27 protein-coding genes, 1 pseudogene and 1 riboswitch are annotated in these 25,335 nt (G+C 38.6%); of the genes and pseudogenes, 23 read left to right on the top strand and 5 right to left on the bottom strand.

Annotated features, from left to right (window positions below; all coding sequences use genetic code 11):
- Positions 1-20 precede the first annotated feature (20 nt).
- The 5 genes from mreC to tsf all read left to right on the top strand — a co-directional run bounded on the left by mreC (position 21) and on the right by tsf (position 4,736).
- Positions 21-839, top strand: a complete 819-nt coding sequence (gene mreC, locus SK608_RS10140; RefSeq protein ID WP_033678775.1) for a rod shape-determining protein MreC — start codon at positions 21-23, stop codon at positions 837-839.
- Positions 839-1,333, top strand: a complete 495-nt coding sequence (mreD, locus tag SK608_RS10135; RefSeq protein ID WP_033678815.1) for a rod shape-determining protein MreD — start codon at positions 839-841, stop codon at positions 1,331-1,333. Before mreC ends, mreD begins: the two co-directional genes overlap by 1 nt.
- 93 nt (positions 1,334-1,426) lie before the next feature.
- On the top strand, positions 1,427-2,614 hold the full coding sequence (pcsB, locus tag SK608_RS10130) for a peptidoglycan hydrolase PcsB (protein WP_033678773.1): 1,188 nt from the start codon (positions 1,427-1,429) through the stop codon (positions 2,612-2,614).
- 223 nt (positions 2,615-2,837) lie between these two features.
- Positions 2,838-3,617: a 30S ribosomal protein S2 gene (gene rpsB, locus SK608_RS10125; protein WP_000268459.1), complete on the top strand. Its 780-nt coding sequence runs from the start codon at positions 2,838-2,840 to the stop codon at positions 3,615-3,617.
- A 78-nt stretch (positions 3,618-3,695) separates the two neighbouring features.
- Complete coding sequence (gene tsf / locus SK608_RS10120; protein WP_000808071.1) at positions 3,696-4,736, top strand: translation elongation factor Ts; 1,041 nt, start codon at positions 3,696-3,698, stop codon at positions 4,734-4,736.
- A 120-nt stretch (positions 4,737-4,856) separates the two neighbouring features.
- Here the strand turns inward: tsf and cysK are convergent, their stop codons facing one another.
- The 3 genes from cysK to SK608_RS10105 form a co-directional block, all read right to left on the bottom strand.
- Entirely contained in the window at positions 4,857-5,783 is a 927-nt protein-coding gene (gene cysK, locus SK608_RS10115) for a cysteine synthase A (protein WP_033678771.1), read from the bottom strand.
- 96 nt (positions 5,784-5,879) lie between these two features.
- A complete protein-coding gene (locus tag SK608_RS10110) occupies positions 5,880-6,323 on the bottom strand; it encodes a PH domain-containing protein (protein WP_033678769.1) in 444 nt (147 codons plus the stop codon).
- A gap of 15 nt (positions 6,324-6,338) precedes the next feature.
- Positions 6,339-6,974: a YigZ family protein gene (locus tag SK608_RS10105; RefSeq protein ID WP_033678767.1), complete on the bottom strand. Its 636-nt coding sequence runs from the start codon at positions 6,972-6,974 to the stop codon at positions 6,339-6,341.
- A gap of 56 nt (positions 6,975-7,030) precedes the next feature.
- Between SK608_RS10105 and SK608_RS10100 the strand changes: the two genes are divergently transcribed.
- The 14 genes from SK608_RS10100 to SK608_RS10035 all read left to right on the top strand — a co-directional run bounded on the left by SK608_RS10100 (position 7,031) and on the right by SK608_RS10035 (position 21,088).
- The gene (locus SK608_RS10100; protein WP_033678765.1) at positions 7,031-8,329 is read left to right on the top strand and encodes an ATP-dependent helicase ComFA; all 1,299 of its coding nucleotides are present in this window, start codon (positions 7,031-7,033) and stop codon (positions 8,327-8,329) included.
- Positions 8,326-8,988, top strand: a complete 663-nt coding sequence (locus SK608_RS10095; protein ID WP_033678763.1) for a ComF family protein — start codon at positions 8,326-8,328, stop codon at positions 8,986-8,988. The genes SK608_RS10100 and SK608_RS10095 overlap by 4 nt, the downstream gene beginning before the upstream one ends.
- A gap of 79 nt (positions 8,989-9,067) precedes the next feature.
- Positions 9,068-9,616 (top strand): ribosome hibernation-promoting factor, HPF/YfiA family, encoded by a 549-nt coding sequence (gene hpf / locus SK608_RS10090; protein ID WP_000599100.1) that lies wholly within the window; start codon positions 9,068-9,070, stop codon positions 9,614-9,616.
- Positions 9,617-9,751: 135 nt separating this feature from the next.
- Positions 9,752-11,725: a DHH family phosphoesterase gene (locus SK608_RS10085; RefSeq protein WP_033678760.1), complete on the top strand. Its 1,974-nt coding sequence runs from the start codon at positions 9,752-9,754 to the stop codon at positions 11,723-11,725.
- A complete protein-coding gene (gene rplI, locus SK608_RS10080) occupies positions 11,722-12,174 on the top strand; it encodes a 50S ribosomal protein L9 (protein ID WP_000864213.1) in 453 nt (150 codons plus the stop codon). The genes SK608_RS10085 and rplI overlap by 4 nt, the downstream gene beginning before the upstream one ends.
- Positions 12,175-12,217: 43 nt before the next feature.
- Positions 12,218-13,570, top strand: coding sequence for a replicative DNA helicase (gene dnaB / locus SK608_RS10075; RefSeq protein ID WP_033678813.1), 1,353 nt, complete (start codon positions 12,218-12,220; stop codon positions 13,568-13,570).
- Position 13,571: 1 nt separating this feature from the next.
- Positions 13,572-13,838 carry a Veg family protein gene (locus tag SK608_RS10070; protein WP_001278169.1) on the top strand — a complete coding sequence of 89 codons (267 nt, stop codon included), beginning with the start codon at positions 13,572-13,574 and terminating at the stop codon, positions 13,836-13,838.
- Positions 13,839-13,926: 88 nt separating this feature from the next.
- A complete protein-coding gene (gene cbpD / locus SK608_RS10065; RefSeq protein WP_033678758.1) occupies positions 13,927-15,039 on the top strand; it encodes a choline binding-anchored murein hydrolase CbpD in 1,113 nt (370 codons plus the stop codon).
- Between the two features lie 82 nt (positions 15,040-15,121).
- Positions 15,122-15,224, top strand: a riboswitch (TPP riboswitch).
- Positions 15,225-15,292: 68 nt separating this feature from the next.
- Positions 15,293-15,583 carry a thiamine-binding protein gene (locus SK608_RS10060; RefSeq protein WP_033678811.1) on the top strand — a complete coding sequence of 97 codons (291 nt, stop codon included), beginning with the start codon at positions 15,293-15,295 and terminating at the stop codon, positions 15,581-15,583.
- On the top strand, positions 15,546-16,304 hold the full coding sequence (locus SK608_RS10055; protein WP_161683551.1) for an ABC transporter permease: 759 nt from the start codon (positions 15,546-15,548) through the stop codon (positions 16,302-16,304). The genes SK608_RS10060 and SK608_RS10055 overlap by 38 nt, the downstream gene beginning before the upstream one ends.
- Positions 16,305-16,341: 37 nt before the next feature.
- The gene (locus SK608_RS10050; protein WP_033678757.1) at positions 16,342-17,349 is read left to right on the top strand and encodes an ABC transporter substrate-binding protein; all 1,008 of its coding nucleotides are present in this window, start codon (positions 16,342-16,344) and stop codon (positions 17,347-17,349) included.
- Positions 17,349-18,077, top strand: coding sequence for an ABC transporter ATP-binding protein (locus tag SK608_RS10045; RefSeq protein ID WP_033678756.1), 729 nt, complete (start codon positions 17,349-17,351; stop codon positions 18,075-18,077). Before SK608_RS10050 ends, SK608_RS10045 begins: the two co-directional genes overlap by 1 nt.
- 118 nt (positions 18,078-18,195) lie before the next feature.
- Entirely contained in the window at positions 18,196-18,654 is a 459-nt protein-coding gene (locus SK608_RS10040) for a CtsR family transcriptional regulator (RefSeq protein ID WP_024057371.1), read from the top strand.
- Between the two features lies 1 nt (position 18,655).
- The gene (locus SK608_RS10035) at positions 18,656-21,088 is read left to right on the top strand and encodes an ATP-dependent Clp protease ATP-binding subunit (RefSeq protein ID WP_033678752.1); all 2,433 of its coding nucleotides are present in this window, start codon (positions 18,656-18,658) and stop codon (positions 21,086-21,088) included.
- Positions 21,089-21,160: 72 nt separating this feature from the next.
- On the opposite strand, the gene SK608_RS10030 is transcribed toward SK608_RS10035, so the two are convergent.
- Positions 21,161-21,391, bottom strand: a complete 231-nt coding sequence (locus SK608_RS10030; RefSeq protein WP_033678750.1) for a hypothetical protein — start codon at positions 21,389-21,391, stop codon at positions 21,161-21,163.
- Positions 21,392-21,669: 278 nt separating this feature from the next.
- Here SK608_RS10030 and SK608_RS10025 point away from each other — a divergent pair, with 278 nt between their 5' ends.
- Positions 21,670-22,368 (top strand): hypothetical protein, encoded by a 699-nt coding sequence (locus tag SK608_RS10025; RefSeq protein WP_033678748.1) that lies wholly within the window; start codon positions 21,670-21,672, stop codon positions 22,366-22,368.
- 70 nt (positions 22,369-22,438) lie between these two features.
- On the opposite strand, the pseudogene SK608_RS10020 reads toward SK608_RS10025, so the two are convergent.
- Positions 22,439-22,666: pseudogene (locus SK608_RS10020) on the bottom strand (tRNA dihydrouridine synthase DusB); the annotation flags it as partial.
- A 129-nt stretch (positions 22,667-22,795) separates the two neighbouring features.
- Between SK608_RS10020 and SK608_RS11860 the strand changes: the two are divergent.
- The 3 genes from SK608_RS11860 to SK608_RS10010 are packed head-to-tail and all read left to right on the top strand — an operon-like array spanning position 22,796 to position 25,138.
- On the top strand, positions 22,796-23,875 hold the full coding sequence (locus SK608_RS11860) for a hypothetical protein (protein WP_235202178.1): 1,080 nt from the start codon (positions 22,796-22,798) through the stop codon (positions 23,873-23,875).
- A gap of 23 nt (positions 23,876-23,898) precedes the next feature.
- Complete coding sequence (locus tag SK608_RS11855) at positions 23,899-24,555, top strand: sensor histidine kinase (protein ID WP_235202177.1); 657 nt, start codon at positions 23,899-23,901, stop codon at positions 24,553-24,555.
- Positions 24,533-25,138: a response regulator transcription factor gene (locus tag SK608_RS10010; protein ID WP_033678744.1), complete on the top strand. Its 606-nt coding sequence runs from the start codon at positions 24,533-24,535 to the stop codon at positions 25,136-25,138. Before SK608_RS11855 ends, SK608_RS10010 begins: the two co-directional genes overlap by 23 nt.
- The last annotated feature ends 197 nt before the right edge of the window (positions 25,139-25,335 follow it).

Genomic DNA, 25,335 nt, shown 5'->3' with positions numbered 1-25,335 from the left:
TTTGATATAAAGGTAGGGATATGAACCGTTTTAAAAAATCAAAATATGTCATTATTGTTTTTGTCACTGTTCTGCTTGTCTCAGCTCTCTTAGCGACGACTTATTCAAGTACAATTGTGACAAAATTAGGAGATGGGATCTCATTGGTTGATAGAGTTGTGCAAAAACCTTTTCAGTGGTTTGATTCTGTTAAATCAGATTTGGCACATTTGACACGAACATATAATGAAAATGAAAGTTTGAAGAAACAGATTTACCAATTAGAAGTTAAATCAAATGAGGCGGAAAGTTTAAAGACGGAAAATGAACAACTGCGGCAATTGCTTGGTATGAAGTCCAAGTTGCAAGCTACAAAGGCTTTGGCAGCAGATGTTATTATGCGTTCTCCGGTATCTTGGAAGCAGGAATTGACCTTAGATGTAGGTAAATCAAAAGGGGCTTCTGAGAACATGTTAGCTATTGCAAATGGTGGCTTGATTGGGAGTGTTTCAAAAGTAGAGGAGAACTCTACTATAGTCAACCTTCTGACAAATACGGAAAATGCTGATAAGATTTCTGTTAAAATTCAACACGGCACTACCACAATTTATGGAATTATTGTTGGCTACGACAAGGAAAATGAAGTTCTTAAAATTAGTCAATTAAATAGCAATAGCGATATTAGTACAGGTGATAAGGTGACAACGGGTGGATTAGGAAACTTTAACGTTGCGGATATTCCTGTTGGTGAAGTGGTTGCCACAACGCATAGTACAGACTATTTGACACGAGAAGTAACTGTTAAATTGAGTGCAGATACTCATAATGTGGATGTGATAGAATTAGTGGGGAATTCATGATGAGACAGTTGAAGCGGGTTGGAGTGTTTTTATTGCTTCCTTTCTTTGTTCTAATTGACGCCCATATTAGCCAGCTTCTGGGCTCATTTTTCCCCCATGTACATTTGGCTAGTCATTTTCTTTTTCTATTTCTATTATTTGAGACGATAGAAGTATCAGAGTATCTCTACCTAGTCTATTGTTTTGTGATAGGCTTGGTTTACGATGTTTACTTTTTCCATCTAATAGGGATTGCAACTCTCTTATTTATCTTATTGGGAGCCTTTCTTCACAAATTGAATAGTGTTATTTTATTGAATCGTTGGACAAGAATCTTGGCTATGATTGTTATGAGTTTTCTATTTGATATGGGAGCTTATCTCTTTGCATTAGCGGTAGGTTTAACTCTAGATAGTCTGCCGATTTTTATCGTTTATAGCCTAGTCCCATCCATGATTTTAAATCTTGTGTGGATGCTTATTTTTCAGTTTATTTTTGAAAGATATTATCTATAAGAAAGAAACAAAAATGTAACAAAGGCGTAATATTCATTAGGCCTTTTTTTGGTATACTAGTATTGTCTTTAAAAGAAGGAGTATCTACGTAATATGAAGAAAAAAATCTTAGCGTCACTTTTATTAAGTACAGTAATGGTTTCTCAAGTAGCTGTTTTAACAACTGCGCATGCAGAAACTACTGATGACAAAATTGCTGCTCAAGATAATAAAATTAGTAACTTAACAGCACAACAACAAGAAGCCCAAAAACAAGTTGACCAAATTCAGGAGCAAGTATCAGCTATTCAAGCTGAGCAATCTAACTTGCAAGCTGAAAATGATAGATTACAAGCAGAATCTAAAAAACTTGAGAATGAGATTACAGAACTTTCTAAAAATATTGTGTCTCGTAATGATTCTTTGGAAAAGCAAGCTCGTAGTGCTCAAACAAATGGAGCTGCAACTAGCTACATTAATACAATTGTAAACTCAAAATCAATTACAGAAGCTATTTCACGTGTTGCAGCAATGAATGAAATTGTATCTGCTAACAACAAAATGTTGGAACAACAGAAAGCAGATAAAAAAGCAATTTCTGAGAAGCAAGTGGCAAACAATGACGCAATTAATACAGTTATTGCAAATCAACAGAAGTTGTCTGATGATGCACAAGCTCTAACAACGAAACAAGCTGAGTTGAAGGCTGCAGAATTAAATCTTGCTGCTGAAAAAGCTACAGCAGAAGATGAAAAAGCAAGTTTGCTAGAGAAAAAAGCAGAGGCAGAAGCAGAAGCAAAAGCAGCAGCAGAGGCAGAAGCAGCTTATAAGGCAAAACAAGTAAGTCAACAACAAACAGTTGTTGCTTCTGGAAATACGACTTTTGCAGCACAGGTTCAAGCTGTAGCTTCTTCGGAATCAACAACATATACTCCTGTGGCAGTCAAACAACGCCCAACATACAGTACAAATGCTTCAAGTTATCCAATTGGAGAATGTACATGGGGAGTTAAAACATTAGCACCTTGGGCTGGAGACTATTGGGGTAATGGAGCACAGTGGGCTACAAGTGCAGCTGCTGCAGGCTTCCGTACAGGTTCAACACCTCAAGTTGGTGCGATTGCATGTTGGAATGATGGTGGCTATGGACACGTAGCGGTAGTCACTGCTGTAGAATCAACAACACGTATCCAAGTGTCAGAATCAAATTATGCTGGTAATCGCACGCTTGGAAATCATCGTGGGTGGTTCAATCCGACAACTACGTCTTCAGGTTTTGTAACATATATTTATGCAGATTAATTTACAGAGGGACTCGAATAGAGCCCTCTTTTCAGGTTTTACTGTGATAATCTCTATTAAAAATTATATCAAAATAGCTTGAAAATATTGAAAAAGTATGGTAAAATGAAAATTGTCGTGTGAACGATAATACTCATTCTTGATGAATTGTGAAGCAGTTGCCCTTGGGTCGTTTTGCGAGTTGAAGTCAAGAAGAGGAAAAAAACAAAAAGGAGAAATACTCATGGCAGTAATTTCAATGAAACAACTTCTTGAGGCTGGTGTACACTTTGGTCACCAAACTCGTCGCTGGAACCCTAAGATGGCTAAGTACATCTTTACTGAGCGTAATGGAATCCACGTTATCGACTTGCAACAAACAGTAAAATACGCTGACCAAGCATACGACTTCATGCGTGATGCAGCAGCTAACGATGCAGTTGTATTGTTCGTTGGTACTAAGAAACAAGCAGCTGATGCAGTTGCTGAAGAAGCAGTACGTTCAGGTCAATACTTCATCAACCACCGTTGGTTGGGTGGGACTCTTACAAACTGGGGAACAATCCAAAAACGTATCGCTCGTTTGAAAGAAATCAAACGTATGGAAGAAGATGGAACTTTCGAAGTTCTTCCTAAGAAAGAAGTTGCACTTCTTAACAAACAACGTGCACGTCTTGAAAAATTCTTGGGTGGTATCGAAGATATGCCTCGTATCCCAGATGTTATGTACGTAGTTGACCCACATAAAGAGCAAATCGCTGTTAAAGAAGCTAAGAAATTGGGAATCCCAGTTGTAGCGATGGTTGACACAAACACTGATCCAGATGATATCGATGTAATCATCCCAGCTAACGATGATGCTATCCGCGCTGTTAAATTGATCACAGCTAAATTGGCTGACGCTATCATCGAAGGACGTCAAGGTGAAGATGCAGCAGCAGTTGAAGCAGAATTTGCAGCTTCTGAAGCTCAAGCAGATTCAATCGAAGAAATCGTTGAAGTTGTAGAAGGCGACAACGCTTAATTCATATAAATAGTAATTACCTAGGAGGGCGGGGCTTAGCCCGGCTCTCCTATTTTTAAAAAATATAGGAGAATCAAAATGGCAGAAATTACAGCTAAACTTGTAAAAGAGTTGCGTGAAAAATCTGGTGCCGGTGTTATGGACGCTAAAAAAGCGCTTGTAGAAACAGACGGTGACATCGAAAAAGCGATTGAATTGCTTCGTGAAAAAGGTATGGCTAAGGCAGCTAAGAAGGCTGACCGTGTTGCTGCAGAAGGTTTGACTGGTGTTTACGTTAACGGTAATGTTGCAGCAGTTATTGAAGTAAACGCTGAAACTGACTTCGTTGCGAAAAATGCTCAATTCGTTGAATTGGTAAATACTACAGCTAAAGTCATTGCAGAAGGAAAACCTGCTAACAACGAAGAAGCTCTTGCTTTGACAATGCCTTCAGGTGAAACTCTTGAAGCTGCATACGTATCTGCAACAGCAACTATCGGAGAAAAAATCTCATTCCGTCGCTTTGCTTTGATTGAAAAAACAGATGCACAACACTTTGGAGCTTACCAACACAATGGTGGACGTATCGGTGTTATTTCAGTTGTTGAAGGTGGAGACGAAGCTCTTGCTAAACAATTGTCAATGCATATCGCAGCGATGAAACCAACAGTTCTTTCTTACAAAGAATTGGATGAGCAATTCGTCAAAGATGAATTGGCACAATTGAACCACGTTATCGACCAAGATAACGAAAGCCGTGCAATGGTTAACAAACCAGCTCTTCCACACTTGAAGTATGGATCAAAATCTCAATTGACTGATGAAGTGATTGCTCAAGCTGAAGCTGACATCAAAGCTGAGTTGGCTGCAGAAGGCAAACCAGAAAAAATCTGGGACAAAATTATCCCAGGTAAAATGGATCGCTTCATGCTTGACAACACTAAAGTTGACCAAGCTTACACACTTCTTGCACAAGTTTACATCATGGATGATAGCAAGACAGTTGAAGCATATCTTGAATCAGTTAACGCTTCAGTAGTTGAGTTCGCTCGCTTTGAAGTTGGTGAAGGTATCGAAAAAGCTGCAAACGACTTCGAAGCTGAAGTTGCAGCTACAATGGCAGCAGCCTTGAATAACTAATTATAGAAAGGAAGTAAATTTGCTTCCTTTTTCTATGCAGTCGATCCTTATAGGGAGAACTTCCTATTTTCAAGGTAAAAATAAAAAGCCCTATAATAAGGGCCAATTGTATTTAGGAGACTAAACTTCAAATTCATAGAGTGCTGTAGAGAGATAACGTTCACCGTTATCTGGTGCTAGAGCAAGGACTTTTTTACCTGAACCTAATTTTTTGGCAATCTCGATGGCTCCGTAGATAGCTGCAGCTGAAGAAATCCCTACAAGGAAACCTTCTTTTCCACCAATTTCACGGCCGAGTGCTAGAGCATCGTCTGACGTTACACGAACGATACCATCATAAGCCTTTGTATCCAGTGTATCAGGAATAAATCCAGCTGATATACCTTGAATTTTGTGTGGTCCAGGTTTTTCACCAGATAGAATAGCAGATTCGTCTGCCTCTACTGCAAAAACTTGAATGTTAGAATTTGCTGATTTGAGTGCATGAGAAACACCAGAAATCGTTCCACCGGTGCCCACTCCAGCAACAAAGGCATCTAGTCCATCTTTACCGAAAGCAGCTAGTATTTCAGCTCCTGTTGTTCTTTCGTGTACTTCTGGATTTGCTGGGTTGTCAAATTGAAGAGGAAGGAAACCATCACGTTCAGCAGCGATTTCTTGAGCCTTAGCAATAGCACCTTTCATTCCCTCGCTACCAGGAGTTAGGACGAGTTCAGCACCATAGGCTTGGATAATCTTACGTCGTTCCACGCTCATAGTTTCAGGCATAACGATAACAACTTTATACCCTTTAGCAGCCCCTACCCATGAAAGTCCAATACCAGTGTTTCCACTTGTTGCTTCAACAATAGTAGAACCAGGTTTCAGAATACCGTCTTGTTCAGCTTTTTCAATCATGCTAAGAGCAATACGGTCTTTTACAGAAGAACCAGGGTTAAATGCTTCAAGTTTTACATAGACATCTGCAGCACCTTCTGGCACAATGTTGTTGAGTTTAACAATCGGAGTTTGACCGATTAGTTCAGTAATGTTGTTATAAATAGACATATGAATACCTCTTTGTATAAGATATCTTTAGTATAACGCTATCTATACCATTTGTAAAATATAGAAATCCTATCGAAGTGATAGGATTTTTTTATATCATAGGTCAAAGCTATTAATTTTCAAGCGATTGTGGTAGGCTAATTCTAGTAAATATGTATAAAGTGGAACGATATCCGTTTTCTTAGGAAATTCAAATTTATGAGAACTAAAATGTTCATTATGTGCTTTTAGAAAGACATTTTCTAAATAAGTAATAGTAATTTCACTATCATCTATACCTGCTCCTGCAGTTTCCATTTCAACATTAATAATGTTCATCAAAAAGATTGATTTAATGGACATCTTACGACCAGTAGCGCCTTGTTTATCTGTAAAGATAATACGGATATTTGTAAATATAATTGAGTCGCGAATCAGTTTATATCCACTTTGAATTTCTTCATTTTCTAGTAGATATTGTCCATATTCTTTGATAAGAGTTTCTTTGTTTTGCTCGCTAAAGTTACCAGCGAGTCCTTGAATGAATTTTCCAAATGCCATATTTTTCTCCTTTGTTTACACTAAGTTTACAGGAACTTCAACTTCGCGTAAACCTTGATCAGTTAAAGTGACTTTTCCATTAAAAAATTCCACAAGTGAAGTTTTAATAGTTTCTTTTTCTTCTTTATCAACATAAATCAGCGTATCGACTTTATCTGTAAAGTTTGTATCCAGCTCCATGAGATTATGTTCTTTAAGGAAGTTATTATATTCTTGGTACTGAGCGTAAGACATTTGAATAGCAATGCCCGCCTGTTCCTTTATTTCAATGATGCCAATTTCTTTGACAGCTAAGGCAACACTGCCGGCGTAAGCACGAATCAGTCCTCCAGCGCCTAGTTTAATGCCACCAAAGTAGCGTGTCACTACCACACAGACATTGGTGAGGTTGTGATTTTCTAGTACTCCTAGCATGGGAACGCCAGCAGTACCACTGGGCTCACCATCATCACTTGTACGTTTAATTTCACTACGTTCCCCAATAATAAATGCAGAGCAGTTATGCGTCGCTTTGTAGTGTTCTTTTTTGATGGTGGTAATGAAGTCACGAGCCTCTTCTTCGCTATAAATACGGTTGGCATGACAGATAAAGCGGGATTTTTTGATTTCTTCTTGGACTTGTCCGTCCTCTTTAATTGTTCTAAATTCCATGATTTAATTGTACTAAAAAATCATCTAAAGTGCTAGGCTTTTACGAATAAAGAAGTATGAAAGTAAATCCAAACTATCTCGGTCGTTTGTTTACTGAGAATGAATTAACAGAAGAGGAGCGTCAGTTGGCGGAGAAGCTTCCCGCAATGAGAAAGGAGAAGGGGAAACTTTTCTGTCAACGTTGTAATAGTATTATTCTAGAGGAATGGTATTTGCCCATCGGTACTTATTATTGTCGAGAGTGCTTGCTGATGAAGCGAGTCAGGAGTGACCAAGCTTTATACTATTTTCCGCAGGAGGATTTTCCGAAGCAAGATGTTCTTAAATGGCGTGGTCAATTAACTCCTTTTCAAGAGAAGGTGTCAGAGGGACTGATTCAAGCAGTAGACAAGCAGGAGCCAACTTTAGTTCATGCGGTGACAGGGGCTGGAAAGACAGAAATGATTTATCAAGTTGTGGCTAAGGTGATTAATAGGGGTGGTGGAGTGTGTTTGGCCAGTCCTCGCATAGATGTTTGTTTGGAGCTGTACAAGCGCCTGCAAGATGATTTTGCTTGCGAGATATCTTTACTACACGGAGAATCAGAGCCGTATTTTCGAACACCACTAGTTGTTGCGACGACCCATCAGTTATTAAAATTTTATCAAGCTTTTGATTTACTGATAGTGGATGAAGTAGACGCCTTTCCTTATGTTGACAATCCAACGCTTTACCACGCTGTCAAGAATAGTGTAAAGGAGAATGGCTTGAGAATCTTTTTAACAGCGACTTCTACCGATGAGTTAGATAGGAAGGTTCGCATAGGAGAACTAAAACGATTGAGCTTGCCAAGACGATTTCATGGAAATCCGTTGATTATTCCTAAACCTGTCTGGTTATCGGATTTTAATCACTGTTTAGAGAAAAGTCGGTTGTCACCAAAGTTAAAGTCTTATATTGAGAAGCAGAGAAAGACAGTTTATCCTTTACTCATTTTTGCTTCAGAAATTAAGAAAGGGGAGCAGCTAAAAGAAATCTTACAGGAGCAATTTCCAAATGAGAAAATTGGTTTTGTGTCTTCTGTAACAGAAGATCGATTAGAGCAAGTACAAGCTTTTCGAGATGGAGAACTGACAATACTTATCAGTACGACGATATTGGAGCGTGGAGTTACCTTCCCTTGTGTGGACGTTTTCGTAGTAGAGGCCAATCATCGCCTTTTTACCAAGTCTAGTTTGATTCAGATTGGTGGACGAGTTGGACGAAGCATGGATAGACCGACAGGAGATTTGCTTTTCTTCCATGATGGGTTAAATGCTTCAATCAAAAAGGCAATTAGGGAAATTCAACAGATGAATAAGGAGGCAGGTCTATGAAGTGTTTGTTATGTGGGCAGGTTATAAAGACTGTTTTAACTTTTAGTAGCCTCTTACTTCTAAGGAATGATGTCTCCTGTCTTTGTTTAGATTGTGATTCTACTTTTGAGAGAATTGAAGAAGAGCACTGTCCAAACTGTATGAAAATAGGATTGTCAACAAAGTGTCAAGATTGTCAATTTTGGTGTAAAGAAGGAGTTGAGGTTAGTCATAGAGCGATTTTTACTTACAATCAAGCTATGAAGGATTTTTTCAGTCGGTATAAGTTTGATGGAGACTTTCTTTTAAGAAAAGTGTTCGCTTCATTTTTAAGTGAGGAGTTAAAAATGTACAAAGAGTATCAATTTGTTGTAATTCCCCTAAGTCCTGATAGATATGCTGATAGAGGATTTAATCAGGTTGAAGGTTTAGTTGAAGCAGCAGACTTTGCGTATCTGGATTTATTAGAAAAGAGAGAAGAGCGAGCTAGTTCTTCTAAAAGTCGCTCAGAGCGTTTGGAGACAGAATCTCCTTTCTTTATTAAAAGTGGAGTCACTATTCCTAAAAAAATCCTACTTATAGATGATATTTATACTACTGGAACAACTATAAATCGTGTGAAGAGATTGCTGGAAGAAGCGGGTGCTGAGGATGTGAAAACATTTTCCCTTGTAAGATGAGGAAAAAATTTGCAAAAATAAAATGAAAGCGTTATAATGAAATCAGAAAAACAAAAATGTTTAGAAAGAAGGTACTCATATGATTAAATATAGTATCCGTGGTGAAAACCTAGAAGTAACAGAAGCAATTCGTGATTATGTAGTTTCTAAACTCGAAAAGATCGAAAAGTATTTTCAAGCTGAACAAGAGTTGGATGCTCGAGTTAACTTGAAGGTGTATCGTGAAAAAACGGCTAAAGTGGAGGTAACGATTCCGCTTGGATCAATTACTCTTCGTGCAGAAGATGTGTCTCAAGATATGTATGGTTCAATTGACCTTGTAACCGATAAAATTGAACGTCAGATTCGTAAAAATAAAACAAAAATCGAGCGTAAAAATAAAAACAAGGTAGCAACTAGTCAATTATTTACAGATGCTTTGGTGGAAGATCCAAATGTTGTCCAGTCTAGAGTTGTTCGTTCAAAACAAATTGATTTAAAACCAATGGATTTGGAAGAAGCTATTCTACAGATGGATTTGTTGGGACATGATTTCTTTATCTATGTGGATGTTGAAGATCAAACAACTAATGTGATTTATCGTCGTGAGGATGGCGAAATTGGTTTGTTAGAAGTTAAAGAATCTTAATTTCAATGTGTGTAAAGGAAGGTTTACTGAATTGTAAACCTCCTTTTTCTTATAATTGATAGAATTACTGATTACACTTTTAAAAAGTCGCTTTTTGGTGGTTATTATGGTATAATGGGTGCCAAGAGGTTTGGAATGAAAAAATTTTATGTAAGTCCTATTTTCCCCTTAATATTAGGAATAGTGGCGTTCGGAGTGCTATCTGTGCAACTTGTTTTTGTAACGAATACACTGGTAACGCTATTTCTTTTGCTACTTATTTTGGGTTCATATATTTTACTATTCATCCATCAGAGAGACTATTACTCAAGGAGTGAAGTAGAACAAATCCAGTATGTAAACCACCAAGCTGAAGAAAGTTTGACAACCTTGTTAGAACAGATGCCTGTCGGAGTTATTAAATTAGACTTATCGTCAGGTGAAGTTGAATGGTTCAATCCTTACGCTGAATTGATTTTAACTAATGAAGTGGGCGAGATTGATGTGGCATTAATTCAAACAATTATCAAGGCATCGGTAGGAAATCCAGGTTCTTATGCTACCTTAGGTGAGACTCGCTATTCGGTTCATATGGACAAGGTGTCTGGAGTTCTTTACTTCTTTGATGTGTCTGGAGAATACGAAGCGACTGTTGAGTTAGTGACGAGTCGACCTGTGATTGGGATTGTTTCTGTTGACAACTATGATGATTTAGAAGATGAAACATCGGAGTCTGATATCAGTCATATCAATAGTTTTGTAGCCAATTTTGTTTCAGAATTTGCTGGTAAACATGCCATGTTCTCCCGTCGAGTAAGTATGGATCGCTTTTATCTATTTACGGACTACACGGTGCTTGAGGGATTGATGAACGATAAATTTTCTGTTATTGATTCTTTCAGAGAAGAGTCGAAACAGAGACAGTTGCCTTTGACCTTAAGTATGGGATTTTCTTATGGTGATGGAAATCATGATGAGATAGGGAAAGTTGCATTGCTCAACTTGAACTTGGCTGAAGTGCGTGGTGGCGACCAGGTGGTTGTCAAGGAGAATGACGAAACGAAAAATCCAGTTTATTTTGGTGGTGGGTCTGCTGCCTCAATCAAACGTACACGGACTCGTACGCGTGCTATGATGACGGCTATTTCAGATAAGATTCGTAGTGTGGATCAGGTTTTTGTAGTTGGTCACAAAAATCTGGATATGGATGCTTTGGGTTCTGCTGTAGGTATGCAGTTATTTGCCAGCAATGTGACTCAAAATAGCTATGCTCTTTACGATGAAGAACAAATGTCGCCGGATATAGAACGAGCTGTTTCATTCTTAGAAAAAGAAGGAGTTACAAAGTTGTTGTCTGTTAAGGATGCAATGGGGATGGTGACCAATCGTTCTTTGTTGATTCTTGTAGACCATTCAAAGACAGCTCTAACTTTATCAAAAGATTTTTATGATTTATTTACCCAAACCATCGTCATTGACCACCATCGAAGGGATCAGGATTTTCCAGATAATGCGGTTATTACTTATATCGAAAGTGGTGCAAGTAGTGCCAGTGAGTTGGTAACGGAATTGATTCAGTTCCAGAATTCTAAGAAAAATCGTTTGAGTCGTATGCAGGCCAGTGTTTTGATGGCTGGTATGATGTTGGATACTAAGAATTTTACCTCACGAGTGACTAGTCGGACATTTGATGTTGCTAGCTATCTCAGAACGAGAGGAAGTGATAGTATTGCTATCCAAGAAATTGCTGCGACAGATTTTGAAGAATATCGTGAGGTCAATGAACTGATTTTACAGGGGCGTAAATTAGGTTCAGATGTATTGATAGCAGAGGCTACGGACTCGAAATGCTATGATACAGTTGTTATTAGTAAGGCAGCAGATGCCATGTTAGCTATGTCAGGTATTGAAGCGAGTTTTGTTCTTGCAAAGAATACACAAGGATTTATATCTATCTCAGCTCGAAGTCGTAGTAAATTGAATGTGCAACGGATTATGGAAGAGCTGGGAGGTGGAGGCCACTTTAATTTAGCAGCAGCTCAAATTAAGGATTTAACCTTGTCAGAAGCAGGTGAAAAACTGACAGAAATTGTATTAAATGAAATAAAGGAAAAGGAGAAAGAAGAATGAAAGTAATCTTTTTAGCAGATGTCAAAGGAAAAGGTAAAAAAGGCGAAATTAAGGAAGTACCAACAGGGTATGCGCAAAACTTTCTTATCAAAAAGAACCTAGCTAAAGAAGCAACTGCTCAAGCGGTGGGTGAACTTCGTGGTAAACAAAAATCGGAAGAAAAAGCTCATGCTGAGATGATTGCAGAAGCAAAAGCAATTAAAGCCCAACTAGAAGCAGAGGAAACTATTGTAGAATTTGTTGAAAAAGTTGGTCCAGATGGTCGTACTTTTGGTTCTATTACCAATAAGAAGATTGCAGAAGAATTGCAAAAGCAATTTGGAATTAAGATTGATAAACGTCATATCCAAGTACAAGCTCCGATTCGAGCAGTTGGTTTGATTGATGTACCAGTGAAAATCTATCAAGATATCACAAGTGTGATCAATCTTCGTGTGAAAGAAGGGTAAATTTACACTTTCTTGACAAGATTGTAAAATGAAGGGAAATCTGATGGCAGAAGTAGAAGAGTTACGAGTACAACCTCAAGATATCTTAGCTGAGCAATCCGTTTTAGGGGCTATCTTTATTGACGAGAGTAAGCTTGTTTTTGTGCGAGAATATATTGAGTCTCGGGACTTTTTTAAGTATGCCCATCGTTTGATTTTCCAAGCTATGGTTGACTTATCCGATCGTGGCGATGCCATAGATGCCACAACGGTTCGTACTATTCTTGATAATCAAGGCGATTTGCAGAATATTGGTGGCTTGTCTTACCTGGTTGAGATTGTCAATTCTGTGCCAACTTCTGCTAATGCGGAGTATTATGCTAAAATTGTTGCAGAAAAGGCTATGTTACGGCGATTAATTTTCAAGTTGACAGAGTCTGTCAATCAAGCTTACGAGGCTTCGCAACCAGCTGATGAAATCATTGCTCAGGCAGAAAAAGGGTTAATTGATGTCAGCGAAAATGCAAATCGAAGTGGCTTTAAGAATATTCGAGATGTATTGAATGTCAACTTTGGAAATCTGGAGACTCGCTCGCAACAAACGACTGATATTACAGGGATTGCGACAGGTTATCGTGATTTGGATCATATGACGACTGGTCTTCACGAGGAGGAGTTGATTATCTTAGCAGCTCGTCCGGCGGTTGGTAAGACAGCCTTTGCCTTGAATATCGCTCAGAACATTGGGACTAAGTTGGACAAAACAGTTGCTATTTTTTCACTCGAAATGGGTGCGGAAAGTCTAGTCGATCGTATGTTGGCGGCAGAAGGTTTGGTGGAATCCCATTCTATCCGTACAGGTCAATTGACCGATGAGGAGTGGCAAAAGTATACCATTGCTCAAGGGAATCTAGCTAATGCAAGTATTTATATTGATGATACGCCAGGAATTCGGATTACAGAGATTCGTTCTCGTTCACGTAAATTGGCTCAAGAAACTGGAAATCTTGGTTTGATTTTGATAGACTATTTGCAGCTTATCACGGGAACTGGTCGAGAAAATCGTCAACAAGAGGTTTCAGAAATTTCACGTCAGTTGAAAATTTTAGCTAAGGAACTGAAAGTTCCAGTAATCGCTCTAAGTCAGCTTTCTCGTGGTGTAGAACAACGTCAGGATAAAAGACCGGTCTTGTCTGATATTCGTGAATCTGGGTCTATTGAGCAGGACGCTGATATCGTGGCCTTTCTGTATCGCGACGACTACTATGAGCGTGGTGGTGAAGAAGAGGAAGGCATACCGAATAATAAGGTAGAGGTTATTATCGAGAAAAACCGTAGTGGAGCTCGTGGAACGGTGGAATTGATTTTCCAAAAAGAATACAATAAATTTTCAAGTATCTCAAAGAGGGAGGCATAAGATGTCAGATGCATTTACAGATGTAGCCAAGATGAAAAAAATCAAAGAAGAAATCAAGGCACATGAGGGACAAGTCGTAGAAATGACTTTGGAGAATGGTCGTAAGCGCCAAAAAAATAGATTGGGTAAGTTAATTGAAGTTTATCCATCCCTATTTATCGTTGAATTTGGAAACGTTGAAGGAGATAAACAAGCCAATGTTTACGTTGAATCCTTTACTTACTCAGATATCCTTACAGAAAAGAATTTGATTCATTATCTTGACTAAAGTGAGAAATTTTCTCACTTTTTCTTTTTTCTCCGAATAGTTTAAGTGAAGGTAATCTTCGATTTATATTATTTTTCAAGGAGGAAGAATGAAAGTTTTACCATTCAAAGTAACAGAGACAGGATTTTCTTTTAGAAAATCAGTTAAAAAGGTTGTTCCTTTTTTAGTAGTAGGATTGATGCTAGCAGCGGGTGATAGTGTCTATGCCTATTCCGGAGGAAATGGATCGATTGCGCGTGGGGATGATTATCCTGCTTACTATAAAAATGGGAGTCAGGCAATTGATAAGTGGCGCATGTACTCTCGTCAGTGTACTTCATTTGCAGCCTTTCGCTTGAGTAGTGTCAATGGTTTTGAGATTCCAGGAGCTTATGGAAATGCGAATGAATGGGGCTATCGTGCTCGTCGTGAAGGCTATCGTGTAGATAGTGTACCAACGATTGGATCTATTGCTTGGTCTACTGCAGGAGGATATGGTCATGTTGCTTGGGTTTCAAATGTAATGGGGGATAATATAGAAATTGAGGAATACAACTATGGTTATACAGGATCCTATAATAAACGAATTATAAAAGCAAATACGATGACAGGATTTATTCATTTTAAAGATTTGGATGGGGGTAATGTAGTAAGTAGTGGCAACGTATTCAATAGTCAACCTTCTTCGACAGGAGGAACTCATTATTTTAAGAATAAGGCAGCTATAAAAAATCAACCTTTAGTTAGTGCAACTTCAATTGCATATTATTCTCCAGGTGAGAGTGTTCATTATGATCAGGTACTTGAAAAAGATGGGTACAAGTGGTTGAGTTATATATCTTATAGTGGAAGTCGTCGTTATATTCAGTTAGAGGAGGTTGCGTCATCGCAGAATCAAACAGAAGGTAGTTCCAATGATGTTCTGACTGTTGGTTGGAAGAAAATAAATGGTAGTTGGTATCATTTCAAATCAAATGGTTCTAAATCAACAGGATGGTTGAAAGACGGTTCTAGCTGGTATTATTTGAAATCATCTGGTGAAATGCAGACAGGATGGTTAAAGGAGAATGGCTCGTGGTATTATCTGGATAGTTCAGGAGCAATGAAAACAGGATGGTATCAAGTCTCTGGTAAGTGGTATTATTCTTACTCTTCAGGCGCCTTAGCTGTGAATACGACGGTGGATGGTTACAGAGTGAATAGTAATGGAGAACGAGTATAGAAAATGGGAGTAGGAAAAATTTCCTGCTCTTTTCTGTAAGCAGTTTCCTTGACATTTTTTTTATTTTGCGCTATCATATGTCCATATAATATATGGGAGTCTGTGTACAGTCTGAGAGGAAGTGTTAAACTTCGACCGCACCTGATCTGGGTAATGCCAGCGTAGGGAACGATACTTAGTCTATTCTGCACCTTTTCCATATATGGGAAAGGTTTTTCTTTTTGTCAAAGGAAAACGAGAAGAGGAGGTTGTTATGAAAGCAAGCATTGCCTTGCAAGTTTTACCCCTATCACAGGGGATTAATCGGATAGCTGTTATTGATCAGGTCATTGCTTATCTGCAAGCTCAAGAAGTGACTATGGTGGTGACACCATTTGAAACGGTCTTGGAAGGGGAGTTTGATGAGCTTATGCGCATTCTCAAAGAAGCGCTGGAAGTGGCAGGGCAGGAGGCAGATAATGTCTTTGCCAATGTCAAAATAAATGTAGGAGAGATTTTAAGTATTGATGAGAAACTTGAAAAGTATACTGAGACGACACATTAGTCTATTGGGTTTTCTCGGAGTCTTGTCAATTTGGCAGTTAGCAGGTTTTCTTAAACTTCTCCCCAAGTTTATCCTGCCGACACCTCTTGAAATTCTCCAGGCCTTTGTTCGTGATAGAGAATTTCTCTGGCACCATAGCTGGGCCACCTTGAGAGTGGCTTTGCTAGGTCTAATTTTGGGAGTCTTGATTGCCTGTCTCATGGCTGTACTCATGGACAGTTTGACTTGGCTCAATGACTTGATTTACCCTATGATGGTGGTTGTTCAGACTATCCCGACTATTGCCATAGCTCCTATCCTGGTCTTGTGGCTCGGTTATGGGATTTTGCCCAAGATTGTTTTGATTATCTTGACGACAACCTTTCCTATCATCGTCAGCATTTTGGACGGTTTTAGGCATTGTGACAAGGATATGCTGACCTTGTTTAGTCTGATGCGGGCCAAGCCTTGGCAAATCCTGTGGCATTTTAAAATTCCAGTCAGCCTGCCTTACTTTTATGCAGGTCTGAGAGTCAGTGTCTCCTACGCCTTTATCACAACAGTGGTATCTGAGTGGTTGGGAGGCTTTGAAGGACTAGGTGTCTACATGATTCAGTCCAAGAAACTGTTTCAGTATGATACCATGTTTGCTATTATTATTCTGGTATCGATTATAAGCCTTTTGGGTATGAAGTTGGTCGATATTAGTGAAAAATATGTTATTAAATGGAAACGTTCGTAAAATTAGAATGTTTCAAAAAAGAAAAGAGGAAATCAAAATGAAAAAAACATGGAAAGTGTTTTTAACGCTTGTGACAGCTCTTGTAGCTGTTGTGCTTGTAGCTTGTGGTCAAGGAACTGCTTCTAAGGACAACAAAGAGGCAGAACTCAAGAAAATTGACTTTATCCTAGACTGGACACCAAATACTAACCACACAGGGCTTTATGTTGCCAAGGAAAAAGGTTATTTCAAAGAAGCTGGAGTGGATGTTGATTTGAAATTGCCACCAGAAGAAAGTTCTTCTGACTTGGTTATCAATGGTAAGGCACCATTTGCAGTGTATTTCCAAGACTACATGGCTAAAAAATTGGAAAAAGGTGCAGGAATTACTGCCGTTGCAGCTATTGTTGAACACAATACATCAGGAATCATCTCTCGTAAATCTGATAATGTAGCTAGTCCGAAGGACTTGGTTGGTAAGAAATACGGGACTTGGAATGACCCAACTGAACTTGCTATGTTGAAAACCTTGGTAGAATCACAAGGTGGGGACTTTGAGAAGGTTGAAAAAGTACCAAATAACGACTCAAACTCTATCACACCGATTGCTAATGGAGTATTTGATACTGCATGGATCTACTACGGATGGGATGGTATCCTTGCAAAATCTCAAGGTGTAGATGCTAACTTCTTGTACTTGAAAGACTATGTCAAGGAGTTTGACTACTACTCACCAGTTATCATCGCAAACAACGACTACCTTAAAGACAATAAAGAAGAAGCTCGTAAAGTCATCCAAGCTATCAAAAAAGGCTACCAATATGCTATGGAGCATCCAGAAGAAGCAGCTGATATCCTCATCAAGAATGCACCTGAACTTCAGGAAAAACGTGACTTTGTCATCGAATCTCAAAAATACTTGTCAAAAGAATACGCAAGCGACAAGGAAAAATGGGGTCAATTTGATGCAGCTCGCTGGAATGCCTTCTACAAATGGGATAAAGAAAATGGTATTCTTAAAGAAGATTTGACAGACAAAGGCTTCACCAACGAGTTTGTGAAATAATGACAGAAATAAGACTAGAACACGTCAGTTATGCCTATGGTCAAGATAGGATTTTAGAGGACATTAACCTGCAGGTGATTTCAGGTGAAGTGGTTTCTATCTTAGGTCCAAGTGGTGTTGGGAAGACCACCCTCTTTAACTTAATTGCTGGGATTTTAGAAGTCCAGTCAGGGCGAATTGTTCTGGACGGTGAGGAGAATCCCAAGGGGCGGGTGAGTTATATGTTGCAAAAGGATCTGCTCTTGGAGCACAAGACCGTTCTTGGTAATATCATTTTACCCCTCTTGATTCAAAAAGTGGATAAGGCTGAAGCTATTGCTCGCGCAGATGAAATTCTTGCGACCTTCCAGTTGACAGCTGTACGGGACAAGTATCCTCATGAACTTAGTGGCGGGATGCGCCAGCGTGTAGCCTTGCTTCGAACTTACCTTTTCGGGCACAAGCTCTTTCTCTTAGACGAGGCCTTTAGCGCCTTGGATGAGATGACCAAGATGGAACTCCACGCTTGGTACCTTGAGATTCACAAGCAGTTGCAACTGACAACATTGATTATTACTCATAGTATTGAGGAGGCCCTTAATCTCAGCGACCGCATCTATATCTTGAAAAATCGCCCTGGGCAGATTGTTTCAGAAATTAAACTAGATTGGTCTGGAGATGAGGACAAGGAAGTCCAAAAGATTGCCTATAAACGTCAAATCTTGGCAGAATTAGGCTTAGATAAGTAGAAAAATAGGGAGTTGGTGAAGATTATCCTTTACTAGCGCCCTTTTTCTTTTAAAAATAAGAAAATTTCGGTATAATAGTCAAAGATAGTCAAGGTTCAAAGAGAGAGGTGGGTTTGTAATGAGATTTAAAAATACATCGGATCATATTGAGGCCTACATCAAGGCGATTTTAGATCAATCTGGTATTGTGGAGTTGCAACGTAGTCAGTTGGCAGATACCTTTCAGGTTGTTCCCAGTCAGATTAACTATGTGATCAAGACACGCTTTACGGAAAGTAGAGGCTACTTGGTTGAAAGTAAGCGTGGTGGCGGAGGTTATATTCGTATAGGACGGATTGAGTTTTCTAGTCATCATGAAATGCTCCGCGATTTGCTTTACTCGATTGGTGAGCGGGTCAGTCAAGAAATTTATGAGGATATTCTACAGCTTTTGGTTGAGCAGGAATTGATGACCAAACAGGAGATGAATTTGCTAGTATCAGTAGCTTTGGATCGCGTTTTAGGAGAAGAAGCTCCAGTTGTTCGTGCTAATATGCTACGACAGGTCATACAAGAGGTAGATAGAAAAGGGAAGTAAGATGAACTATTCAAAAGCATTGAATGAATGTATCGAAAGTGCCTACATGGTGGCTGGCCATTTTGGAGCTCGTTACCTAGAGTCTTGGCACTTGTTGATTGCCATGTCCAATCACAGTTATAGTGTGGCAGGGGCAACTTTAAATGATTATCCATATGAGATGGACCGTTTAGAAGAAGTCGCTTTGGAACTGACTGAAACGGACTATAGCCAGGATGAAACCTTTACGGAATTGCCGTTCTCCCATCGTTTGCAGGTTCTTTTTGACGAAGCAGAGTATGTAGCGTCAGTGGTCCATGCTAAGGTGCTAGGGACGGAGCACGTCCTCTATGCGATCTTGCATGATGGCAATGCCTTGGCTACTCGTATCTTGGAGAGAGCTGGTTTTTCTTATGAAGATAAGAAAGATCAGGTCAAGATTGCTGCCCTACGTCGAAATCTAGAAGAACGTGCAGGCTGGACTCGTGAAGACCTCAAGGCTCTACGCCAACGCCATCGTACAGTGGCTGACAAGCAAAATTCTATGGCTAATATGATGGGGATGCCCCAGACTCCGAGTGGTGGTCTCGAGGACTATACGCATGATTTGACAGAGCAAGCGCGTTCTGGCAAGTTAGAACCAGTCATCGGTCGGGATAAGGAAATCTCGCGTATGATTCAAATTTTGAGCCGTAAAACCAAGAATAATCCTGTTTTGGTTGGGGATGCTGGTGTCGGGAAAACAGCCTTGGCGCTTGGGCTCGCTCAGCGTATTGCTAGTGGAGATGTACCTGCGGAAATGGCTAAGATGCGCGTGTTAGAGCTTGATTTGATGAATGTCGTTGCAGGTACACGTTTCCGTGGTGACTTTGAAGAACGCATGAACAATATCATCAAGGATATTGAAGAAGATGGCCAAGTAATTCTATTTATCGACGAACTCCACACCATCATGGGTTCTGGGAGCGGGATTGATTCGACCCTAGATGCGGCTAATATCTTGAAGCCAGCCTTGGCGCGTGGAACTTTGAGAACGGTTGGTGCCACCACTCAGGAAGAATACCAAAAACATATCGAAAAAGATGCAGCCCTTTCTCGTCGTTTCGCCAAAGTGACGATTGAAGAGCCAAGTGTGGCAGACAGCATGACCATTTTGCAAGGCTTGAAGGCGACTTATGAGAAACATCACCGGGTGCAAATCACAGATGAAGCGGTTGAAACAGCCGTCAAGATGGCTCATCGTTACTTGACTAGTCGTCACTTGCCAGACTCTGCTATCGATCTCTTGGATGAGGCAGCAGCAACAGTGCAAAATAAGGCAAAGCATGTAAAAGCAGACGATTCAGGTTTGAGTCCAGCTGACAAGGCCTTGATGGATGGCAAGTGGAAACAGGCAGCTCAGCTAATTGAAAAAGAAGAGGAAGTGCCTGTCTACAAAGACTTGGTGACAGAGTCTGATATTTTGACCACCTTGAGTCGCTTATCAGGTATTCCAGTTCAAAAACTGACGCAAACAGATGCTAAGAAATACCTAAATCTTGAAGCTGAACTACACAAACGTGTCATCGGTCAAGATCAAGCTGTTTCAAGCATTAGCCGTGCCATTCGCCGCAATCAGTCAGGGATTCGCAGTCATAAGCGCCCGATTGGTTCCTTTATGTTCCTAGGGCCTACAGGTGTCGGTAAGACCGAATTGGCCAAGGCTCTGGCAGAAGTTCTTTTTGACGACGAATCAGCTCTTATCCGCTTTGATATGAGTGAGTATATGGAGAAATTCGCAGCTAGCCGACTCAATGGAGCTCCTCCGGGCTATGTGGGATATGAAGAAGGTGGGGAATTGACTGAGAAGGTTCGCAACAAACCATACTCCGTTCTCCTCTTTGACGAGGTAGAGAAGGCCCACCCAGATATCTTTAATGTTCTCTTGCAGGTTCTGGATGACGGTGTCTTGACCGATAGCAAGGGGCGCAAGGTTGACTTTTCAAATACCATTATCATCATGACGTCAAACCTTGGTGCGACAGCCCTTCGGGATGACAAGACTGTCGGATTTGGGGCTAAGGACATTCGTTTTGACCAGGAAAATATGGAAAAACGCATGTTTGAAGAGCTGAAAAAAGCTTATAGACCTGAGTTTATCAACCGTATTGATGAAAAGGTGGTCTTCCATAGCCTGTCTAGCGACCATATGCAGGAAGTAGTGAAAATTATGGTCAAACCTTTAGTGGCAAGTTTGGCTGAAAAAGGTATTGACTTGAAATTACAAACTTCCGCACTGAAATTGTTGGCAAATCAAGGATATGACCCAGAGATGGGAGCTCGTCCACTTCGCAGAACCCTGCAAACAGAAGTGGAAGATAAGTTAGCAGAACTTCTTCTCAAGGGAGAATTAGTGGCAGGCAGCACACTTAAGATTGGTGTCAAAGCAGGCCAGTTAAAATTTGATATTGCATAAAAACGAGGTCGGGACAAAGTTCCCGACCTCTTTGTTTGCCTTTATTAGTTTGCTTTGCTGTTGCGATTGCTTTTATGAATGGCTATTTTTCTTAGAATTGCTCAACAGGTGAGTAAAGAAGGCTTTGTATCGATACTTGAGATAGTTCTCATGTAAAAATAACAAGGCGATATAGACAATCAAAAAGATTGTAGTCATATAGAAGACATCAAATGCAGTTCGCGCATAGTGAGTGGCTGACTGATAAGAGCCAATAGCTCCTAAAATCAACCAAGGAAGATACTTGTAATACTTATTTAGCATAAGAGTGCACCTCCTATATTCTATTTCGATGGTATTATATCCCTTTGCACTTAAAGGTGCGAGCGATTACACAAAAATAAATTCAAATTTTTAATAGGAAAATCTCCTGCTTTTCTATTTTATTACGAATAGAAGAGTAGGAGGAGTAAATGTATCTAAAGTATTTAAGATTTTTAAAATAGTTTAGATAAATTGTTGACATATTTAAATCTGAATGTTACGATTATGTTACAAAAAGATTTCTTTATATTTCTAAAATATTACAAAGGAGTAGAAAAATGAAAAAGAAAACCTATATCAAATTGATGGCGGCAATTGTATTGGCTTCTACCCTATTATTAGGAGCTTGTGGAAATAAAAAGGAAACAACTCAAGCAAGCAGTTCTGCTAAGACAAGCCAATCATCAAGTTCTAAAGTAGCTTCTGCTAGCAAAGAAAGCAAGACTCAGAAGTACTCAAATTCAGCTTCATCTGAAAAGACCAAGGCATCTACCGACCAGTCTTCAGCAAGTGCAACACCATCACAAGCGGCACCTGCACCAGAGCAAAGACAGGGTCAAGAAGTGTCTAATCAACAGGCGGCTAGTCAACAAACTCCTGCTCAGGCTCCTTCAACTCAACAGGCTCCTCAAGCCCAGTCTAACCAATCAAGCTATGATCCTACAACTGACCGCAAACTTCAAGACAAGCAAGCAGAGCAAAATAAACGCTACAAGGGTGTTTTAACCATGGTAGATGGTGATTTCTCAGCTGTAGCGGGCAATTGGAAGGGAGCAAATGGCGAAACCATCACAGTTTCATCAGGTGGTCAATTTACAGTAGAATCTGTTGATGGAAAGAAAGAAAACTACTCTATCAAAGGCTATTCTTATACTCTTGATGATGGTAAGTATAGTGCCAAAATTGGTGGAGGAAAAGTCATCCAAATTACAACAGGAGCGGATGGTAAGGTTTCCAGTGTTGCTTTGAATCAATAATAACCTTCAGTATTTGAACTTTTACAGTCAAAAACCCGTAACCTTTAAGAGAGTTACGGGTTTTAAACTGTTAAGCCTTATCTAATTGCAATAGGACTTCAATCTCTACTAGGGTGCTAGCTTGTGAAATGACTCCACGGAGTTTGGCAGCGCCAGATGTTCCACGGAGGTAGTGAGAAGCGAGGCTACGGAATTCACGAACTGCTACGTTTTCTCCTTTGAGGTTAATCAAGCGTTTCAAGTGTTCGTAGGCGATTTTCATCTTATCTTCAAAAGTCAAATCAGGTAGGATTTTACCTACTAGAAGATTGTATCAGTTATATCTCGAAAGAAAAAAGAATAAATTTAACTATAAAACCTGTCTTATTGAATGAAAAAATGGTAGAATAAACATCAATATCAAGTGAAATGTGGAGTGTTGCAAACAATGAAGTCAAAAATGTTTCGATTTTATTTTGTTTTGTTATTTATTTTCTTTTTTTATTTTTCATTTTCAATATTTAACCGAACGTACAGTGGAATCACCGTAGATAAACATGATAATGAGTGGATAGTTAGACAAGTCCATAATCTGGGAAGCTTTGCAAATCATCAAGAGATAATAGGGTCATCAATTATACAAATAGACGGTCAGAGTCCAGATAGTAATTTCTTATTGTCTCGATTTTTAATTGTTGAACCGCTTCATTCTGTGACAGTGTTAGATAGAGGAATTTCAAAGAATTTAATAATAGAATCTGGGAAATCAAGTCAAATTATCTTTCTTGTTTTATCAATCATTGCTTTTCTGATTCTACTGTTATTTCGCTTATACATAAAAGGTAGAAGTAGAGGAAAAACTGGAAAACGATATTTTTATTTTATTATTTATACTAGTCTGATGTTATTATCGATTATTCCATCAAGTATAGGAGATGTATTTGGTCGTAGTCTATTAATTTCATACTTGACTTTATTTCCATTATTCATGGATATTTTCATTAGAGTGTTAGTCCTGAAGATAAAAGGTTCAACCATTTCTAACTTTTCTCGTATTATACTGGGCTATTCACTCATCACTCAACTTTTGTTTGTTTATAATCTTATACAGCCCATTGATTTTTTGACCATCTTTTTTTCTAGGGGGGTATTTTATTTAGTATTTTTCTTTTTAGTTATCCTACTGTTAAAGATGCTTATAAATTACTCTCAGATAAGAGAAATGTTGGCAATTCATACCTTATTTTTAGCAGTTCTTGCCTTATTTCCTCTATTTTTTGGATATATTTTTCCGATTGGTAAGGAAGTTTCGTTTATTTATAGTATTCCTCTATTGTTGCTTATTTTGTTCTCTATTGTAAATAACTTGATACTAGAGCGAATGATATATGTTGCTTGGAAGTGGAACCCATTCATATATAACTTGATATTTGCCGTTTTTTTTACTAGTCTAATTATTCTTTTTAGTCTGTTATTAAGAGAATTTTCTCCAATTTTTTCGTTCTTTACACTTTTCTTTTTTCGCTAGCTTTGTTACCTGAAATAAGGAAAATGATGTTGATTAGCCATAAGATGGAGGGAATCTTTAGTAGTTTTCATACTTTTGTAGCTACTGAATTGGAGAGGGAAGAAATTGCAACGTTTATACATGATACTACAATTCAGAAGGTTATTTATTATAAAAAGCAGTTAGAAATTAGTGAACAAATTAATAGGATAGCTTTATTAGAGATGTTGGATGATATTGTCTTTGAATTAAGAGATTTATGTTCCAATATCTATCCTTTAATGGTGCATGAATTAGGCCTGAAAGAATCTATTACTAGCATATTAAACCAATTCATGAAGATGGAAACTGTTTCGATTATGACAACTTTTTCAATAGATGAAGAAAAAGTTAATGATAAAGTGGGCACGTTTGTATTAAGGACAGTTAAAGAACTAGTAAATAATAGTATTCTTCATGGGAATGCTAGAGAAATTACTGTAGATTTATCTACAAAAGAAAAGATTTTATCAATTGAAGTTATAGATGATGGTATTTTTAAGGGAAACTATCAGTCTAATGAACATCATTTTGGTTTAAATAGAATTGTAGAGAAGGTTCATTTATTGGGGGGAACTGTTCAGATAAATATAGAACCTACAAGTGTGAGGATACGAATACCTATAGAAGGGAAGAAAAATGATTCGTTTGGTTTTGATTGATGATCACAGTTTAGTATTACAAGGATTGGAGAACTATTTTTTAAAGGAAGATGATTTTAAAATTGTTGGTTCCTATACAGAAGTAGCAGATTTACTTCTTTGTCTTAAGCATGAAAAGATAGATGTGCTAGTTATGGATTTTATGCTGAAAGGAGTAACGGCATTTGATGTTATTAGTCAAATAAATAGATTTCTGAATACAGTTCCCAAGATAGTTCTTTTGTCAGGGTTTTATGACACTTTGTTACATAAGAGAGCGATGGACTTTGGGATTCAAGCTTTTTTACCCAAAGAAAGTTCTTATTTGGATGTTAAAAGTGCAATTTATGCTGTTTATAAGGGCAATCATGTTATCCCAGATGGTTTGTTAGAAAAGCAAGAAAATAATCTATTGACTGACACGGAGTTAAGTGTATTGGAACTGATTGTAAAAGAATATTCTAATGAAAAGATAGCAAATAGTTTATTTGTCAGCAGGAGAACGGTGGATACCCATGTTTCAAATATTTGTTCAAAGTTGGGAGTGACGAGTAGAGTTGGAGCTGTACGTGAGGCTATTCGATTAAATCTAGTATCTTTATAATTTATCCTAAAAAGGCAAGAAGGTTTTCGTAAATTACGGATTCTTTCTTGTCTTTTTTTGTTTAAGATAGAGTCAGTTTAAAAGATTGGAGAAGGATATGCTAACAGTAGATTATTTACTTGGAGATAATAGAAATCGCTATTTTGGTAGAGGACATAAGAGAACGACTTATGAAGTTAAGTTGAAAAATATTTTAG

Source organism: Streptococcus mitis subsp. hohhotensis, assembly GCF_000722775.1.
Taxonomy (GTDB): Bacteria; Bacillota; Bacilli; order Lactobacillales; family Streptococcaceae; genus Streptococcus; species Streptococcus carlssonii.
Note: the sequence above shows the minus strand (reverse complement) of the source record. Positions and strands in the feature narration are given on the sequence as shown.